Below are 16,395 nucleotides of genomic sequence, written 5' to 3' on the forward strand. Positions count from 1 at the left end.
CGCTGGTCCTCTCAGAGACCAGGCGTAAAAAAGGGCTGCAACTGCAGCCCTTTTTGATGGGTGCGCTTAACGGCGCGGCGTCATCGGCCCGCGGCCTTCGATGTGGCGGAAGTTGATACGGCCCTTGCTCAGGTCGTAAGGGGACAACTCCAGCGACACCTTGTCACCCGCCAGAATGCGGATGTGGTTCTTGCGCATCTTGCCTGCGGAATAGGCAATCAGTTGGTGGCCGTTGTCCAGCGTCACGCGAAAACGCGTATCGGGCAACACTTCGTTCACGACGCCCATCATCTCGATCAGGTCTTCTTTAGCCATGGTGTAGTACTCCTGTAAAACTAAATTCAGTGTGGGCGTGTGATGTCACGCACCCAGTCAATCCCTTGTGCAATGGCGAAGCGCGCTGCTGCGTCGTGCGAGGGAAACTCATCGTGGAATCGCATCACACGATCGGTGGAAGCGCTGCCGCGGCCGCTGGCAATGGAAACCTGTGCGGCGTACTGCCCACATGGTAATTGACGGGGGCAGGCTGCGATGCGGTATTTGCCCATTGTGATGGGCGTTTCTTTTATTGTTGTCGTAAAAATCATTAAAAATCAAACATGCGCGGGGCGAATTGGCCCATGGCGCGGGAAGCAAATTGGCATGCCCTCATGCCGAGGCACCCTTCTCATCCATCCAGCACGCCGTTCTTCTATAGAACCACAGGCTGGCTTACTCGCCATAGCAGGGGCGAAGTCGACAGAGGGGGAAAAAGCCACCAAGCCGTGAGAAGACTGGTGTGAACGCAGTTGAGGGGCTGGACTGGCAACCCCTCTGCCGGGGGTGTTCGCGTGAACCACCTAGGGTGGATTTACGTGACCAGTCGCCAAAAGCGACCCCCGAATATACCACGTCTTGAAAAATAGCGCACCCGACCCCGTATCAGCGCGGCGCCGCCGCCGCCTTGACCGGCACCAGAAACCATAAAAACGCCAACACCTGGGCCACCAGCAAGCCACCCAGCGTGGCCCGGAAGGCATCCGCCCGGCCCATGCCTCCGGACACAAACCCGTCCACCGCCGCGCCTATGCCCCACTGCAAACCAAAGGCGCCCACAAACACCAGCAGGTTCAGCGCCGTGTTCACCCGGCCCGACAACGCCACCGGGAAGGCCGCCGTCAGCTGCGAATAGGCAATATTGCCCAGGCTGAACGACACACCCAGCAGCGGCCACAACGATGCGGGCGGCGCCAGACCCAACAGAATGGCCAATTCCACAACCAGCGCCAACCCCATGCCGGCACGCAACAAGACCATGGGTGTGATGCCGCGCCGCGCCAGGGCCGTTGAACAGGTGGCGACGAACAAAAACCCCGCCAGCATGGCCAGCGACATCAGGAACAACACACCGGCCGCATCACCCCGCGTGGCGCCATTCACCTCCATCAGCCAAGGCACGGCCCACAGGCCTTGGATGGCCATGAAGCCGCCCATGATGACGCAACCCTGGGGTGCAAACCGCCAGAACACACGGTTGCCGTAGATCTGCCCAAGGCTACGGATCTGCTGGCCCAGGGTCTCGCGCTCAGCCTTGGCGCTGTGGTCCGGCACGGTCATCAAAAAGCCCGCCGCCAGCACCAGCAGGGCGGCCACCAGCCAGAACACACCCCGCCAACCAACAAAAGGCAGCGCAGCGGCCACCGGCACACTGGCCGACAACGCGCCCAGCCCCCCCGCCACCATGATGGTGGCCGTCAGCGACGGCAGGCGTTCACTGGGAAACCACTGGCTAAACGCCTTGAAACTGGCCATCAAACAGGCGGACACGCCCAAGCCTATCAGCGCACGCCCCAGCGCCAGCGCCTCCAAAGACCTGCCCATCGCAAACACCGCACTGCCCACTGCCGCTACCAGCAACAAGGCCGCCTCTACCCGGCGTGGGCCAAACCGGTCCAGCAACAAACCCAGCGGCAACTGGAACAGGCCAAAGGCGAGAAAATAGGCCGAGGTCAACAAACCCAGGCCGGTGGCGGTGATGTCCATCTCCTGCATCAGTTCAGGCGCAATCACCGCATTCACACTGCGCAAACCATAGGACAGAAAATACCCGGCGGCATAGGCCGGTACCAGGCGAAACCACAGACGCAGGTGCTCATTCATGGCGTCAATTGTCACAGCAGGTGGCAGCGAAGACCGCCCAGCAACAGCCTTGCAGGCAAAATATGCCCCTAGCCCCCGTGTAATCTACCTAAGCAGCTATAAAATTCATAGTAATGAAAACCGAACTCAGCACCCACGACACCACCCGCATCGACGACCTCCGCATCGGTGCGGTGCGCCCCCTGATCACCCCGGCGCTTTTGGAAGAAAAACTTCCCGTGCCAGACGCTGCCCAGGCCCTGGTGGAGAGCAGCCGCGCGGCCATCTCCAACATCCTGCACGGCAAGGATGACCGCCTGATCGTCGTGGTCGGCCCCTGTTCCATCCACGACCACGAACAGGCCATGGACTACGCCTGGCAGCTCAAGGAACAGGCCGAGGCCCTGAAGGATGACCTGCTAGTGGTAATGCGTGTGTACTTCGAAAAACCCCGCACCACGGTGGGATGGAAGGGTTACATCAACGACCCGCACCTGGACGGCAGCTTCGCCATCAACGAAGGTCTGGAGATGGCGCGCAAGCTGCTGTTGGACATCCTGGCCATCGACATGCCGGTGGGCACCGAATTTCTGGACCTGCTCTCACCCCAGTTCATCAGTGAGCTGGTCAGCTGGGGCGCCATCGGCGCGCGCACCACCGAGAGCCAGAGCCACCGCCAACTGGCCAGTGGTTTGAGCTGCCCCGTGGGTTTCAAGAACGGCACGGACGGCGGCATCAAAGTGGCGACCGACGCCATCCAGGCAGCAAGGGCCAGCCACTCCTTCATGGGCATGACCAAGATGGGCCAGGCCGCCATCTTCGAGACCCGCGGCAATGACGACTGCCACGTCATCTTGCGCGGCGGCAAGGCCACCAACTACAGCAAGGCCGATGTGGACGCAGCCTGCGCACTGCTCAAAGCTGCGGGCCTGCGCGAGCAGGTGATGATTGACGTCAGCCACGCCAACAGCAGCAAACAACACGCCCGTCAGATCGTGGTGGCGGCGGATGTGGCACAACAAATCGCCGCCGGCGACCGCCGCATCACCGGCATCATGATCGAAAGCCACCTGAACGAGGGCCGCCAGGACATCCTGCCCGGCACACCGTTGCAGCACGGCGTGTCCGTCACCGACGCCTGCATCAGCATGGAACAAACCGTGCCGGTGCTGAAGGAGCTGGCGGCAGCGGTCAGAGCCCGTAGAGGCCACTAGCCCCCGTTCATACTGCCTGTATAGCTATCACCTTTATAGCAATGAAAATCTGCATCCTGGACAATGACACGCTGGACGGTGAACTGGCCCGCCGCTACACCAGCTTTGGCGCCATGTTTGTGCAGCTGTTTAACAGCGTGGGGGCCCAGTGGACCTATGACATCTTCAGCACCCAGCGGGGTGAATACCCGGCTTCGTTTGATGCCTATGACGCAGTGCTGCTGACCGGCAGTGCATCGGACGCGTTTTCCGATGAAGCCTGGGTGGTCGAACTGCGCCGGCGCGTCACGCAGCTATTGGCCGAACGCAAAAAAATGGTGGGCGTGTGTTTTGGCCACCAGTTGATCGGCCTGTGTATGGGGGGGCCTGTGGGCCGCGCGCCACAGGGCTGGGGCAAAGGGCGCATGGCCTACGACTGGCACCGCCAAGATTTGCCAAATTGCCAAGATCGCCAGCAGATTGCGCTCTATGTCAGCCACCAGGACCAGGTGCTGGCCTTGCCCCCGGGCGCCAGCCTGGTCGCCAGCAGCGACTTCTGCCCCGTGGCGGCTTTCACGGTGGATGACTACGTGTTTTGTGTGCAGGCCCATCCCGAATTCGACACGTTTTTCAGCCAGTACTTGCTGGACGAACACCGCGAACGATTGGGTGAAGCCGAATACGCCGCCAAGAGCAAGGGCTTGCTGGCCGGCCACGAGGGTGGCGATGTGGCGCGGTTGGTGGTGGCATTTCTGGAAAACAGCCCCCGGAGCGCTGGATAAATTGGCCCCGGGGTTGGGAAGTTTTGCAAGTCCAGTCCTTGTGGGTCCGGTTGCGCAACCGGGGCTTGTGGCCCGGGTCGCATGGAGGTTCTGTCGGTAACAGATGTTTCCAGTGTAGGTCTGCAGCGCTGGCAGAAGATTGCGTAGTGGCCCATGTGCAGCAAATTTTCGGCATACTCTGTCTCAAATGACATAAATACTGGCAGAAACATGAAACTGGATCGCTACGACCAACATATTCTGGAAATCCTGCAGGCAGACGGCCGCATCAACAACCAGGACCTGGCCGACCGCATCGGCCTGTCGCCCTCTCCCTGCCTGCGCCGGGTACGGGCCCTGGAGGAATCGGGCCTCATCGTCGGTTACCGCGCCCTGTTGGATGCCAAAAAGCTGGGCCTGACACTCACCGCCCTGATCCATATCTCCATGGACAAACACACACCCGAGCGTTTTGCCAACTTCGAGGCCACGGTCAGCCTGCTACCGGAGGTGCTGGAGTGCCTGCTGATCACCGGCCAGAACGCCGACTACCAATTGAAAGTGGCCGTGCGCGATATGGACCACTACCAGGCCCTGCTGCTGAACAAGCTGGCCAGCATCACCGGTGTGACCGGTGTGCACTCCAGTTTTGTGCTGCGCCAGGTCTTATCCAAAACGGCATTGGCCGTGTCCACCGGCACGGTGTAGGGGCAACCATGTGCCTGATCGCCTGGAACTGGCAACCCCACAGTGCCACACCTCTGCTGTTACTGGCCAACCGCGACGAGTTTTATGCCCGCCCCGCCTTGCCCCTGCATTGGTGGGCGCCTGATGCGAATGGCGCCCAGATCCTGGCCGGCAAGGACGTGCAGGGTGGCGGCACCTGGCTGGGCCTGAGCCGCACCGGGCGCCTGGCCGCCCTCACCAACTTCCGCAGCGCCGAGCCCCAGCGTACCAATACACCCTCTCGCGGGGAACTGGTGGCGGGCTTTCTGCACAGTGATCTCCCCGCGCATGCCTACCTGCAGCAACTGGCACGGCACTGTGCAGACTACAACCCCTTCAACCTGCTGGTGTTTGACGGCCAGCAGCTGATGGGGCTGGAGAGCCGTGGCGCCAAGGTGTTGCACCACACGCCGGGCCTGGGCGCGGTCTCCAACGCCGACTTCCACACCCCCTGGCCAAAACTGACACAACTGCAAAATGGACTGGCCGCACAACCCCCCGCCAGTGGTGCTGCGGGCCTGCGCCACTACCTACCCTTGTTGCAGGACCGCAGCCTGGTGCCCGACGCCGCCCTGCCCAACACCGGCGTCCCGCTAGAACTGGAACGGGTGTTGTCCGCCGTCTTCATCGCTACCCCTGGCTACGGCACACGGGCCTGCAGCGTACTTGCGCTGCACCAGGACCATGCGGAATTCTTGGAACAGAGTTTGGGTCCGCAGGGGTTGTTGGGCGAAATAGAAGAGCGGTTCGCGCTCCAGCGAGCGGAATTCACCTGACAACCTAGGCCACCACCTCCACCAGTTGCATCATGCCCAGGTCCTCATGGTCCAGCGCATGGCAGTGCCACACGTATTTGCCTATGAAGTCCGTGAAGCGCATCCGGAAGGTGATGCTTCCGCCATTGGGAGGTACCGGCAAGGTGTCTGCCCAGTAGGGCGTGACGGCTTCGCCGTTGACCTTGACCACATAACTGTCGTTGACATGGATGTGGAAGGGATGGGGGTATCCGTTGATGTTCTGGATCGTCCACTCCTCCACCGCGTTCAGGGCCACGGTCTGGGTTGCCGTCAATGACGACTGGAAGGGCGACAGCTTCGCGCTGGAACTGGCATCCCCCGACGAGAAGACGGTGTTGGCCATGCCGTCGGCACCATCACCCAGAGGAATAAACCAGCTTTCGCCCGCCGGAATGGGTGAAGCCAGGCGGTCGCTGGTGCTGGGCAAGATGGCCAGCACCAGGTTGCGCTGTTTGCCACCATGGCTGGCCAGCTCGGCGTCGGTGATGGGCAGGTGGTCGACATACCGGGGCAGGTCAGTGGCCAGCGGCAGCGCTGTGGACACCGGGAAACCTTCAACCACGATGCGGGCCACCACTTCATCCTTGTCGCTAGAAATGGCTTTTACCGAACGCAGGTAGTAGGTGCCGGGCACATTGCTGGCCTTGACGATGACCGAGTTGCGGTTGCCCGGATACAGCACATTGCCCGGCCACTTCTGGTTGTTGACCGTGCTGCCAGACCCATAGTCGCCAGAGGTTGCCAGGTTGACGGACTTGAAGGTGCGGTCCAGCACATTGCCGTCCTTGGCATAAAGCAGCATGGTGTGGTCGTCCAGCACCGGGTTGAACGGGTAGAACGACGCCGTGTTGATGAAGTGCCAGTTTTGCACCTCGCCCGGGCGCATCACGATGGTGGGCTGGTAGGCACCGTTCAACAGGAAGGACGATGCATCGGAGTTGACCGAATCGTAGAAGGACTCGGTCTTGCCATCCTTGTTCAGCGTGACCTTGTGCACATGGATCACCCGCTCGCGGATGTCAGACGACGTGATGAACTTGTCGGCTGGGTCACGGATGAGGATGGCACCAAACATGCCGCTGGAGACCTGCACATTGGACGATCCATGCAGATGCGGGTGGTACCAGTAGATGCCATTGGTGTGGTCCATGGGAATGGTCACCTCGTGCTGGCGGCTGGCGCCGGGCAGCACACCGGCCTCTGCCACATCCACTACATAGTCACCAAACACACCGGGCCTGAATTCTCGGGGGTCCACATGCAGACCGTGGAAATGCAGGTTAGTGCTGTTTTGGTGGTTGAGGTAGTTGACCTTGGACTGACCCGACACATTGGTCGGCAACTTGTTGTTGAGTTTGATGCGCAGGGTGTCACCCAGTTTCAGCACCAGCGTAGGCGCCATGTACTGCCCATTAAAACTGCGCAGTGCGGTGGCCACCTTTTTGGCGTCCCCCGGGTACGTCGCCTGCGCGGCAGCTATGGTCAGCGTCTGGGCAGCATACTGCGCATTAAGGTCCAGACTCAGCAGGCCGTTTGAAGATGCCAACACCTGGGGGTCGGGCAGGGTGTCCGTGGTCGCGTTGAACGATCCACCGCAACCCGCCAGGGACGCGACAGCGGTGCCACTCGTCAACCCGAACACCCATTGCAGGGCTTCGCGGCGGGTGGGTGCGGTGTGAGACGTGTTATTCATGGCCGGTCCTCAAACAAAAGAAACACGGTTCGGCTTGGCCTGCACCACCACCGAAGGGAATGCACCGCAGGCGGACGCGCGGTTGTCACCCCAGGCGAACACACCGTCGGCCGTCAGTGCCACCGTGTGGCAAACACCGGCGGCCAGGCGCGTCACACGTGAAAGTTCTTTGACACGCACGGGTTTGGCAGAAAACGCCAAGTCTTGCTGGGCCAGTTGCCCCATGCCATTCCAGCCCCAGGCAAACACATCGCCTTGCGTGGATGTGGCAACCGTGTAATACATGCCGGCATCGAGTTGCGCCACTGCAAACCCAGTGGTGATACGCACCGGCAGGCTGGCGTACTTGGCCGCGGTATCGCCGGTCTGCCCAAAGTTGTTCGATCCCCAGCCCCACAGGCGGCCCCTGTCATCCACTGCAAAGCTATGGGTGTCACCGGCTGCAATCCGTTGGATGCGGGCCGGCAACTTGAGCTTGGTGGGTACGGCGCTTTCTGTCAGACCGCCCGTGCCGAGTTGACCCGCCGCATTGGCACCCCAGGACCAGACCTGGCCCCTGGTGTCCAGGGCCAGCACGTGCCCGTGTCCGGTGGCCAGCATGGCAATGGACGCCAGCGCCGGGATGCGGGCCGGACCATCCACACGTGCCGTGGTAGGGCGCCCCAACTGGCCGTTGGCACTCAGTCCCCAAGACCAGACCGCACCATCGGCATACAGCGCAAAGCCTCCGGACTCGGTCACAGCCACCTGCAACGGTGCGGGTGGCAGGCCGGCAATCTCGGCATGGGCTGCACCCAGCTCCGACACCACCGGCCGGCAGGACAACACCGCGCCCGCACGCTGCACCACCAGGGTGTCGACATACCCATCGGCCATCGCCACAAAAGGGATACCGGGGTTCAGCGCCTGCGGCACCGGCTGGGCATACCGGTTGTGCCCAATCTCGGTCGGGCTGCTGGTGCACAGTTCACCCGGATAACCCGGTGGCAGCGTAGCCCCCAGCCGTTTGATGCCACCCCAACCATAGGCGCTCCCGTCGCTCGCAAGAACCACAGAGCGATCACGCCCCGCACTGATCTGGACAATTTTCATGCTGCCATCCTTTCGGTTCGGGGGCCATTGCGGCAGGCCAGAATACCTGCAGGCCGGTATTGGCGCAAGCACTTTCCACGGAATGGCGCAGCCCTACTCCTGCTGACACGCTGCGTACAAAGCGTGGCTTTGAAAATTTGTATCTGGATTACAAGCGAGTGTGGATACCATTTGGATTTGCCATAGGCCACAAGGGAGTCCTTTCCGATGAACCACGTCATTGCTCAGCTGCGCCACGTTGTTGTTGCGCTCGCACTTTCGGTCGGTGCCAGTTTGGGTGCCACTGCAACTGCGGCAGAAATCCCACCCGATATGGTGATTCTGGTTGGCACACCCGATCCAGCACCGGGCAGCATTGAAACAACCAATGTGCTGGCGCTGAACAACAGCATGTTCGCGCTGTATGACAGTGCGTCCAAAGTGTTTACCAAAAATATTCTGGCCAACCACCCTGTCATCCTTGCACTTTTCTCAGGCTCGGGCGGCAACTTCACGCTCTACCGTCCAGGCCTTGAGCCGCTGGAAGCGCCCCCGGTCCCCATGGTCTACCAATTGCTGAAATCGGTCAGCCATAGCACCATGGCCCTGGCGCAGGTGGTTGGCCCTTATATCGACAATCCCAAAGACAGGTCGTGGCGGGCGCCCATGCTGGCCTTTCGTAGCCGCATGCAAAGCGCGTTGGAAGGCCTGAACGCCACCGATATGCCGGTAGCCTGGCGCGAGAACAATCAAGCCATCCTGCAAGCCAACATTGCCTTCATGGATGCGTGTATAAAACACGGTGACGTCAGTTATGCCGCGCTCAAGGCCTTCTCCACCACACAAGCTCCCTTTCTTGCCAAAAACGTGGCATGGGCGGCCCAGACCCAGGTCGCACACTGGATGAAAGTACTCGACGAATGGAAAGGCCTGCTGGGCAAGGACTGGGACAAAACCTATGGAGCCAGCAACACCATTTACGTGGCCCGGCAGAACAATGTCATCTTCAGCGTACTGGCGCAATACTTCGGGGCGCAGGCGATCAACGACCGCCTGCTGCTGATCGAGACCATGGGGTTCACCACCACCAAAGCAGACATGCTGCAGTCCTTAACACGCATCATTGCCGACCGTTCAATCGGCAAGCTCTTTTTTGGCAACGACCGTCTGATGGACTATGAGTTGATGGGCGGCGATGCACGCGACGCCATCATGGCCGAAGCTGCCAAACGCAACCTACAGCCCGTGCTGCCACCGCTCGTGCCATTTGGCTCCAAACAATGGCCCACCCTGGTGACGCCAGGGCCTGGGCCTGGCAGTATCAAAGACCTGCGCTAGACCGTACAACAAACTGTCCCATTCGAGGGGAAGAGACTGTGAACCTCCATACGATTGCCGCCGTCAAACGGCCCAGGTCAGCAGATGACATCCGCCAATGGCAGACAGGTGATGCCTGGCTGGCGGGCGGCACCTGGCTGTTTTCAGAACCGCAACCACAGCTGCGCACGCTCATTGATCTGCAGCAACTGGCCTGGCCCGCGCTGGGCGTGTCTGCACAGGGTCTGGACATTGCTGCCACCTGCCGCATCGCCGACCTCTATGCCTTCAAGGGGGACAGCGCCTGGACCGCCGCTCCCTTGATACAGGCCTGTTGCGAATGCCTGCTGGCCTCGTTCAAGATCTGGAATGCAGCCACTGTGGGCGGCAACCTCTGCATGTCCTTGCCAGCGGGTGCCATGGTTTCCTTATCCGTCGCGCTGGAAGCCCAACTCATACTGCTGGCCCGCGACGGTAATTCCCGCACTGTGGCCGCCGTCGAATTTGTTACCGGCAACAACCGCAACATCCTGGCCCCTGGTGAATTGCTGCGCAGCATCCACCTGCCCACCACCGCATTGACCAAACGTTTTGCGATCCGCCGCGCCAGCCTCACCCACCTGGGCCGCTCAGCTGCCTTGCTGATCGGCACACAGGCGCAGGACGGAGGTGACCTGCTACTCACCATCACTGCCTCCACCCCCCGTCCCATGCAGTTGCGGCTGCCACGGGGTACAACTGCCGAAACTCTCAAACAGGCGTTGGATGTCGCCATCCCATCCGATGGCTACTTTGACGACGTAAATGGCACACCCGCCTACAAGCGCCATGTCACCTACCACTTTGCCCAGGAAATTCTTGCCGAACTGACGGGAGCAACCGCATGAGCTACACCATCAACGGCAAGGTCTTCCACGCCGAGCCCGCACCTGGGCAATGCCTGCGCACCTTTGTGCGGGAGCAGGGTATGACCGGTGTCAAGAAAGGTTGCGACGCCGGTGACTGCGGTGCCTGCACCGTATGGCTAGACGGTGAACCCGTGCATTCCTGCTTGATGCCGGCCTTCCGTGCCGAAGGGCGCTCGGTTACAACCTTGGAAGGACTGGCCAAGGGCGACGAATTACACCCGGTCCAGCAGGCGTTTCTGGATGCCAATGCCTTCCAATGTGGCTATTGCACCGCCGGCATGATCATGACCGTGGCCAGTTTGGACGATGCACAGCGTGCCGACCTGCCCCGGGCGATGAAAGGCAACCTATGCCGCTGTACCGGTTACCGCAGCATAGAAGATGCCATCCAGGGTAAGAAGTGTGCACAGGCCGATGTGGCCGGCCAGGCCTGCGGCGCCAGCCTGGGCAATCCCTTCGGACCAGCCATCGTGACTGGCAAGGCGCGCTACACCATGGATGTGGATGCGACCCAGGAGTTTCCGGGCCTGTTGCACCTCAAGGTCGTTCGCTCACCCCATGCCCATGCACGCCTGCGCAGCATCAACCGCGGCAAGGCGCTGGCACACCCCGGCGTGGTCGCCATCTTCACCCATGAGGATGTGCCCAAACGCCTGTTCAGTACGGCCACCCATGAAGACCACCTAGTGGACCCGGACGACACCTATGTGTTGGATGATGTGGCGCGATTTGTGGGCCAGCGCCTGGTGGCTGTGGTGGCGGAAACCGAAGCTGCAGCAGAGGCCGCTTGCCGCCTGGTGGAGATTGACTACGAGGTTTTGCCCGCCGTATTCGACCCCGAGCAAGCCATGCAGCCCGACGCCCCCCTGTTGCATGACAAAGGGACTGCATCGGTCGGCAATATCTTTTGCAACATCAGCGGAGAAGTCGGCAGTGTGGACGCCGGTTTTGCAGCCGCCCATGCCGTCCACCAAAAGACCTATTCCACCTCCCGCGTGCAACACGTTCACCTGGAGACCCATGGCTCCATTGCCTGGACCAGCGACGACGGTCGCATGCATGTGCGCACCAGCTCGCAGGCCCCCTTCATCACGCACCAGAAACTGGCCTATGTGTTTGGCCTCAATGCCAGCAAACTCCATGTGTTAACCGAACGGGTTGGCGGCGGTTTTGGCGGCAAGCAGGAAATGCTGTCCGAAGACCTGTGTGTGCTGGCCAGCCTGAAGACCGGTCGGCCGGTCAAATGGGAGTTCACGCGCGAGGAACAGTTTGTTGGCGCATCCACCCGCCACCAGATGACCACCGACGTTAAGCTGGGAGCTACGAAAGACGGTGTACTGACCGCCATCCAAGTGCGTGTGGTGTCCAACACCGGCGCCTATGGCAACCACGGCAGCGAGACCCTGGCAGCCGCACTGGGCAACCCGCTCACTGCCTACCGCTGCACCAACAAAAAGGCCGATGGTTATGCGGTCTATACCAACATGGTTCCTGGTGGAGGCTTTCGCGGCTACGGCGCGGCCCAAACCACCTTTGCGATGGAATGCGCCATGGATGAACTGGCGCAGCAACTGGGCATCAGCCCCTTCGAGATACGCCGCATCAACATGGTCAAACCCGGCGACTGGATGGAGTCAGTGTGGAAAGACCCGTCAGACGTCAACTTCGGCAGCTACGGTCTGGACCAGTGTATGGACCTGGTGGAAAAAAATCTGGCAACCCCAGGCGGTCTGCCCACACCAGAGGGCAAACACTGGCGTGAAGGCACAGGCATTGCGCTGGCCATGCTGGACTGCGGTCCCCCCACCGAGCACCGCTCGGGTGCCGTCATGTCCATGCACGCGGACGGAAGTTACCACCTGGCCGTGGGCTCCACCGAAATGGGCAATGGCTCAGTCACCTCACACCGGCAGATTGCAGCCTCACTGCTGAACTGCCGTGCCGACCATGTAGCCATCATCAATGCGGACACCGACCTCACCCCGTATGACACCGGCACCTTTGCCAGCACGGGAACGGTGGTGGCGGGCAAAGCCGTTGCGCTGACCGCCGCTGCACTGGCAGAAAATATTCTGGACTACACGGCCCGCCACACCGGTACCGATGCAGCGCAGTGGAAGCTGGAAGAAGGATTTGTGGTGTCGAGCGAACGGCGCATAACCTTGCCAGACCTCCATGCCGCCGGCATGCGGGACAACCACCGCTTCGAAGCCAAACGCAAGGCCTATCTGTCACCGCGCACCACGGCCTTCAACGTGCAGGGCATCAAACTGGCCGTGCACCTGGTCACGGGTGAAATCAAAATACTGCGCAGCGTGCATGCAGCTGACATTGGTCGTCTGATCAACCCCATGCAATGCCGCGGCCAGGTGGAAGGTGCCATTGGCATGGGTGTGGGCTGGGCACTGACCGAACACATGGTGTACGACGACACGGGCAAGATGCGCAACGCCGCGCTGCGCAACTACCACATACCGGCCTTTGCCGACGCACCCCGCAGCGAGGTGTATTTTGCCGACACCTACGACACGATTGGACCTCTAGGCGCCAAAGCGCAAGGTGAGTGTGCTATTAATCCGGTAGCGCCTGCCATTGCCAATGCGCTGAAAAATGCCACCGGTGTGCGTTTTGCCCACCTGCCGCTTACGCCGGATCGCATCTTTGACCAGTTGCAAGCCACGCTGCCAACATGAGCACCGACACGGTAACCATCGTCACACAAACCCGGGCCGCCGCCGGTAAGGATGTTGCCTTTGCCGCATGGCAGGAAACCGTTGGCCAGGCCGCCGCAAGCCATGCAGGTTTTTTGGACCAGAAGGTCATCCCACCCAGCCCACCCGCACAGGTTGATTGGGTCATTCTGCAACGCTTCAGCTCCCTGCAGGCAGCCCAGCAGTGGATGCACTCCGACACCCGCTCCAATCTGTTGGCAGATGCCCAAGCCCTGCTCGCCGGGCATGATGACATCCACATCATCCGGGACGCCTCCAGTGGTGTGCTGCCGGCGCCAGCTTCTGCGGTGATATCCACCCGTGTCAAACCGGGTCAAGAAGCGGCCTACCACCAATGGGAGCGGCGCATGGCAACGGCCCAGGCGCAGGCTCCTGGCTTCCAGGGTTACCGCATAGAACCCCCCTTGCCGGGCGTGCAGGATAGCTGGCTGGCCATCGTGCGTTTTGACTCGGATGCCAGCCTGGACCAATGGATGCAGTCACCCGCACGCCTGAACTTGCTGGAAGAAGGGAAAAATCTGAGTGACGATGTACGCGCCCGCATCGTACGCACCGGCTTTGACCAATGGTTCCCAGGAGGTGGCACCGCGGACACCACTGCACCACCAGCGTGGAAACAGAACATGATTGTGTTGCTCCTGCTGTACCCGGTGGTGTTCCTGTTTGGTTATGGTGTGCAGGGGCCTTTGCTCGACAGGGGTTTGCACCTGCCGTTTTGGCTGTCGCTGTTTGTCAGCAATGTGGTTGGTGTACTGCTGCTCAACTCACTAGTGCCCTGGGCCTGCACACGGTTTGGCTGGTGGTTGAAACCGGCCACCGCCAGCGCACACTCGACCCATGTGCGCGGCGCAGCCCTGATCCTCAGCCTGTATGCGCTGAGTCTGCTGGTGTTTTCACAGCTGCAGTAAAACCACGCTCAGCGGTTCTCGGGCAGTTCGATCTTGACTTCCAGCACTTCCAGGTTGTCCTGGCGTTCCAGGTGGACCTTGATGTCGTTCTGGTTGATCTTGATGTATTTGCTGATCACGGCCACCAGCTCGGCCTGCAGGGCCGGCAGGTAGTCAGGCTCCGCCGCATTGCGGCCGCTGCGCTCGTGCGCCAGAATGATCTGCAGCCGCTCCTTGGCGACACTGGCAGTCTTCTTTTTCTCGCCCAGCAGGAAAGATAAAAACGATGCCATGGCTTACTTCCCTCCGAACAGGCGCTTGAGCAGGCCTTGCTTGGGGGCTTCGGTAAAACGCATGGGTTTGTCCACGCCCATAAAACGGTCGATCACGTCCTTGTAGGCTTCCGAGACATCACTGCCCTGCATGTGCACAGCGGGCACACCCTGGTTCGACGCTTGCAAAACGGATTCGCTCTCTGGGATCACCCCAATGAGTTTGATGCGCAGAATGTCCTGGATGTCTTCCAGTGACAGCATCTGCCCTTGGTCTACCCGCGTCGGGTTGTAGCGGGTGATCAGCAGGTGTTCCTTGATCGGGTCCAGGCCTTCGATGGCGCGTTTGGTCTTGCTGGCCAACATGCCCAGAATGCGATCCGAGTCGCGCACCGACGACACCTCGGGGTTGGTCACCACCAGTGCCTCGTCTGCAAAGTGCATGGCCATCAAAGCACCGGTCTCAATACCGGCGGGCGAGTCGCAGACGATGTATTCAAAGTCCATCGCGCCCAGGTCGTGCAGCACCTTTTCGACGCCGGCCTGTGTCAGCGCGTCCTTGTCCCGCGTTTGGGAAGCGGCCAGCACAAACAGGTTGTCACACTGTTTGTCCTTGATCAGCGCCTGGTTCAGGTTGGCTTCGCCCTGGATCACGTTAATCAGGTCGTACACCACGCGGCGTTCACAACCCATGATCAGGTCCAGGTTGCGCAAACCCACATCAAAGTCGATGACCGCGGTCTTGTGGCCGCGCAGGGCCAGACCGGTTGCAAAACTGGCGCTGGTGGTGGTCTTGCCAACCCCACCTTTGCCGGAGGTGATCACAATAATTCTTGCCATAAATGTCTATGCTTTCCAATGAAGGTGTTGTGCAGAACTCTGGTGTTCAGCTGTTCAAGGCTTCAATAATCAGTTTTTCCTGGCCGTCGTTGCTGAGCCGCACCTGCGCGGCCTTGCCTTGCACGTTCGGTGCCAGGGGGTTTTCGCTGGTGCGGTACACGCCAGCTATCGAAATCAGTTCAGGCTCCAGGCAGAGCGAAAAAATGCGCGCATTGGTATCGCCCCGGGCTCCCGCCATGGCCTTGCCACGCAAAGGGGCATACACATGGATATTGCCGTCGGCCACCACTTCGGCGCCCTGGTTGACCATGGCCAGAACCACCAGGTCACAACCCCGGGCATAGACCTTCTGGCCTGAGCGCAGCGGCTTGTCCACCACCATGGTGGGCGGTGCGGGCATTTCGCGTACCACTTCATGCACAACCTCCCGCACGGTTTCCACGACATTGGCAACCGGTTCGGCCGCAGCAGGGGCCGGGCGGTTGCGGTGCACATCCGGCGGCGCCTCAACCAGGCCGACTGCCAAGGCGGCTGCCATCACCTCAGGGCTAGCACCCCGTGCGGCCACTGGCACCAGGCTGCAGGAGCGCAGCACCTTGAGCAAAGGCACCAGGTCAAAAATAGGCTCTTGTGGGTCCAGTTGCGAAAAATCGATGACCAAGGCGTCGTGGTCGAAGAAGTCGGGGCTTTCTCCGTCCGGTCCAAATTGCCGCAAAACATCGGCCGCCAGCACATCGCCGTCATTGGACTTCAACAGCAGCGCCACCAAGGGCAGTTGTGCACTCTTGATTTCGAACGATGCAGGCACTTGCCCAGCACTATGACCTGCAGAAGAAACGGACATGAAAAAGAATAAAGACGGCGGCGTGGAATAAAAACGTGGACGGCAAACCCGAAGTCGGCGAATCTTACTTGATTGACGGGCTTAAAACGCCACGCTTGCCAGCTTCTTTTTGGCAGTAATCCAAAGGGCCACACAGACCGTGGAAAACTTCTTTTTTCCAGGCCGACTTGTTCTCTCCTATTGTCTTAATGTCTTATATAAAAGGTAGTAGTAGTAGATAAGCTTTGCCATTTTGT

General features: G+C 60.5%; 15 protein-coding genes. 8 read left to right on the forward strand and 7 right to left on the reverse strand.

Annotated features, from left to right (window positions below):
• Nucleotides 1-66: 66 nt before the first annotated feature.
• Together infA and HZ993_RS14860 are read right to left on the reverse strand one after the other, a co-directional pair.
• On the reverse strand, nucleotides 67-315 hold the full coding sequence (gene infA, locus HZ993_RS14855) for a translation initiation factor IF-1 (RefSeq protein ID WP_209393506.1): 249 nt from the start codon (nucleotides 313-315) through the stop codon (nucleotides 67-69).
• Nucleotides 316-921: 606 nt separating this feature from the next.
• On the reverse strand, nucleotides 922-2,139 hold the full coding sequence (locus HZ993_RS14860) for a nitrate/nitrite transporter (RefSeq protein ID WP_209393507.1): 1,218 nt from the start codon (nucleotides 2,137-2,139) through the stop codon (nucleotides 922-924).
• Between the two features lie 113 nt (nucleotides 2,140-2,252).
• Here HZ993_RS14860 and HZ993_RS14865 point away from each other — a divergent pair, with 113 nt between their 5' ends.
• The 4 genes from HZ993_RS14865 (at nucleotide 2,253) to HZ993_RS14880 (ending at nucleotide 5,574) form a co-directional block, all read left to right on the forward strand.
• Nucleotides 2,253-3,332: a 3-deoxy-7-phosphoheptulonate synthase gene (locus tag HZ993_RS14865; RefSeq protein WP_209393508.1), complete on the forward strand. Its 1,080-nt coding sequence runs from the start codon at nucleotides 2,253-2,255 to the stop codon at nucleotides 3,330-3,332.
• A gap of 41 nt (nucleotides 3,333-3,373) precedes the next feature.
• A complete protein-coding gene (locus tag HZ993_RS14870; protein ID WP_209393509.1) occupies nucleotides 3,374-4,093 on the forward strand; it encodes an amidotransferase in 720 nt (239 codons plus the stop codon).
• Nucleotides 4,094-4,303: 210 nt separating this feature from the next.
• Nucleotides 4,304-4,780: an Lrp/AsnC family transcriptional regulator gene (locus HZ993_RS14875; RefSeq protein ID WP_209393510.1), complete on the forward strand. Its 477-nt coding sequence runs from the start codon at nucleotides 4,304-4,306 to the stop codon at nucleotides 4,778-4,780.
• Between the two features lie 8 nt (nucleotides 4,781-4,788).
• The gene (locus HZ993_RS14880) at nucleotides 4,789-5,574 is read left to right on the forward strand and encodes an NRDE family protein (protein ID WP_209393511.1); all 786 of its coding nucleotides are present in this window, start codon (nucleotides 4,789-4,791) and stop codon (nucleotides 5,572-5,574) included.
• 4 nt (nucleotides 5,575-5,578) lie between these two features.
• On the opposite strand, the gene HZ993_RS14885 is transcribed toward HZ993_RS14880, so the two are convergent.
• Both HZ993_RS14885 and HZ993_RS14890 read right to left on the reverse strand, forming a co-directional pair.
• Nucleotides 5,579-7,288, reverse strand: a complete 1,710-nt coding sequence (locus tag HZ993_RS14885; RefSeq protein WP_209393512.1) for a multicopper oxidase family protein — start codon at nucleotides 7,286-7,288, stop codon at nucleotides 5,579-5,581.
• A 9-nt stretch (nucleotides 7,289-7,297) separates the two neighbouring features.
• Nucleotides 7,298-8,380, reverse strand: coding sequence for a hypothetical protein (locus HZ993_RS14890; RefSeq protein WP_209393513.1), 1,083 nt, complete (start codon nucleotides 8,378-8,380; stop codon nucleotides 7,298-7,300).
• A gap of 207 nt (nucleotides 8,381-8,587) precedes the next feature.
• Between HZ993_RS14890 and HZ993_RS14895 the strand changes: the two genes are divergently transcribed.
• From HZ993_RS14895 to HZ993_RS14910, 4 genes are read left to right on the forward strand one after another with little or no spacing between them, the layout of a single operon-like run.
• On the forward strand, nucleotides 8,588-9,697 hold the full coding sequence (locus HZ993_RS14895; protein WP_209393514.1) for a hypothetical protein: 1,110 nt from the start codon (nucleotides 8,588-8,590) through the stop codon (nucleotides 9,695-9,697).
• A gap of 38 nt (nucleotides 9,698-9,735) precedes the next feature.
• Complete coding sequence (locus HZ993_RS14900; protein WP_209393515.1) at nucleotides 9,736-10,563, forward strand: xanthine dehydrogenase family protein subunit M; 828 nt, start codon at nucleotides 9,736-9,738, stop codon at nucleotides 10,561-10,563.
• A complete protein-coding gene (locus HZ993_RS14905; protein ID WP_209393516.1) occupies nucleotides 10,560-13,277 on the forward strand; it encodes a molybdopterin-dependent oxidoreductase in 2,718 nt (905 codons plus the stop codon). The genes HZ993_RS14900 and HZ993_RS14905 overlap by 4 nt, the downstream gene beginning before the upstream one ends.
• Nucleotides 13,274-14,224, forward strand: a complete 951-nt coding sequence (locus tag HZ993_RS14910; protein ID WP_209393517.1) for an antibiotic biosynthesis monooxygenase — start codon at nucleotides 13,274-13,276, stop codon at nucleotides 14,222-14,224. The genes HZ993_RS14905 and HZ993_RS14910 overlap by 4 nt, the downstream gene beginning before the upstream one ends.
• An 8-nt stretch (nucleotides 14,225-14,232) precedes the next feature.
• Here HZ993_RS14910 and minE read toward each other — a convergent pair whose 3' ends face one another.
• From minE to minC, 3 genes are read right to left on the reverse strand one after another with little or no spacing between them, the layout of a single operon-like run.
• Nucleotides 14,233-14,496, reverse strand: a complete 264-nt coding sequence (gene minE / locus HZ993_RS14915) for a cell division topological specificity factor MinE (RefSeq protein ID WP_209393518.1) — start codon at nucleotides 14,494-14,496, stop codon at nucleotides 14,233-14,235.
• Between the two features lie 3 nt (nucleotides 14,497-14,499).
• The gene (gene minD, locus HZ993_RS14920) at nucleotides 14,500-15,315 is read right to left on the reverse strand and encodes a septum site-determining protein MinD (protein WP_209393519.1); all 816 of its coding nucleotides are present in this window, start codon (nucleotides 15,313-15,315) and stop codon (nucleotides 14,500-14,502) included.
• Between the two features lie 46 nt (nucleotides 15,316-15,361).
• Nucleotides 15,362-16,159: a septum site-determining protein MinC gene (minC, locus tag HZ993_RS14925; RefSeq protein WP_209393520.1), complete on the reverse strand. Its 798-nt coding sequence runs from the start codon at nucleotides 16,157-16,159 to the stop codon at nucleotides 15,362-15,364.
• Nucleotides 16,160-16,395: the final 236 nt, after the last annotated feature.

It is taken from the genome of Rhodoferax sp. AJA081-3, assembly GCF_017798165.1.
In the GTDB taxonomy this organism is placed as follows: domain Bacteria; phylum Pseudomonadota; class Gammaproteobacteria; order Burkholderiales; family Burkholderiaceae_C; genus Allorhodoferax.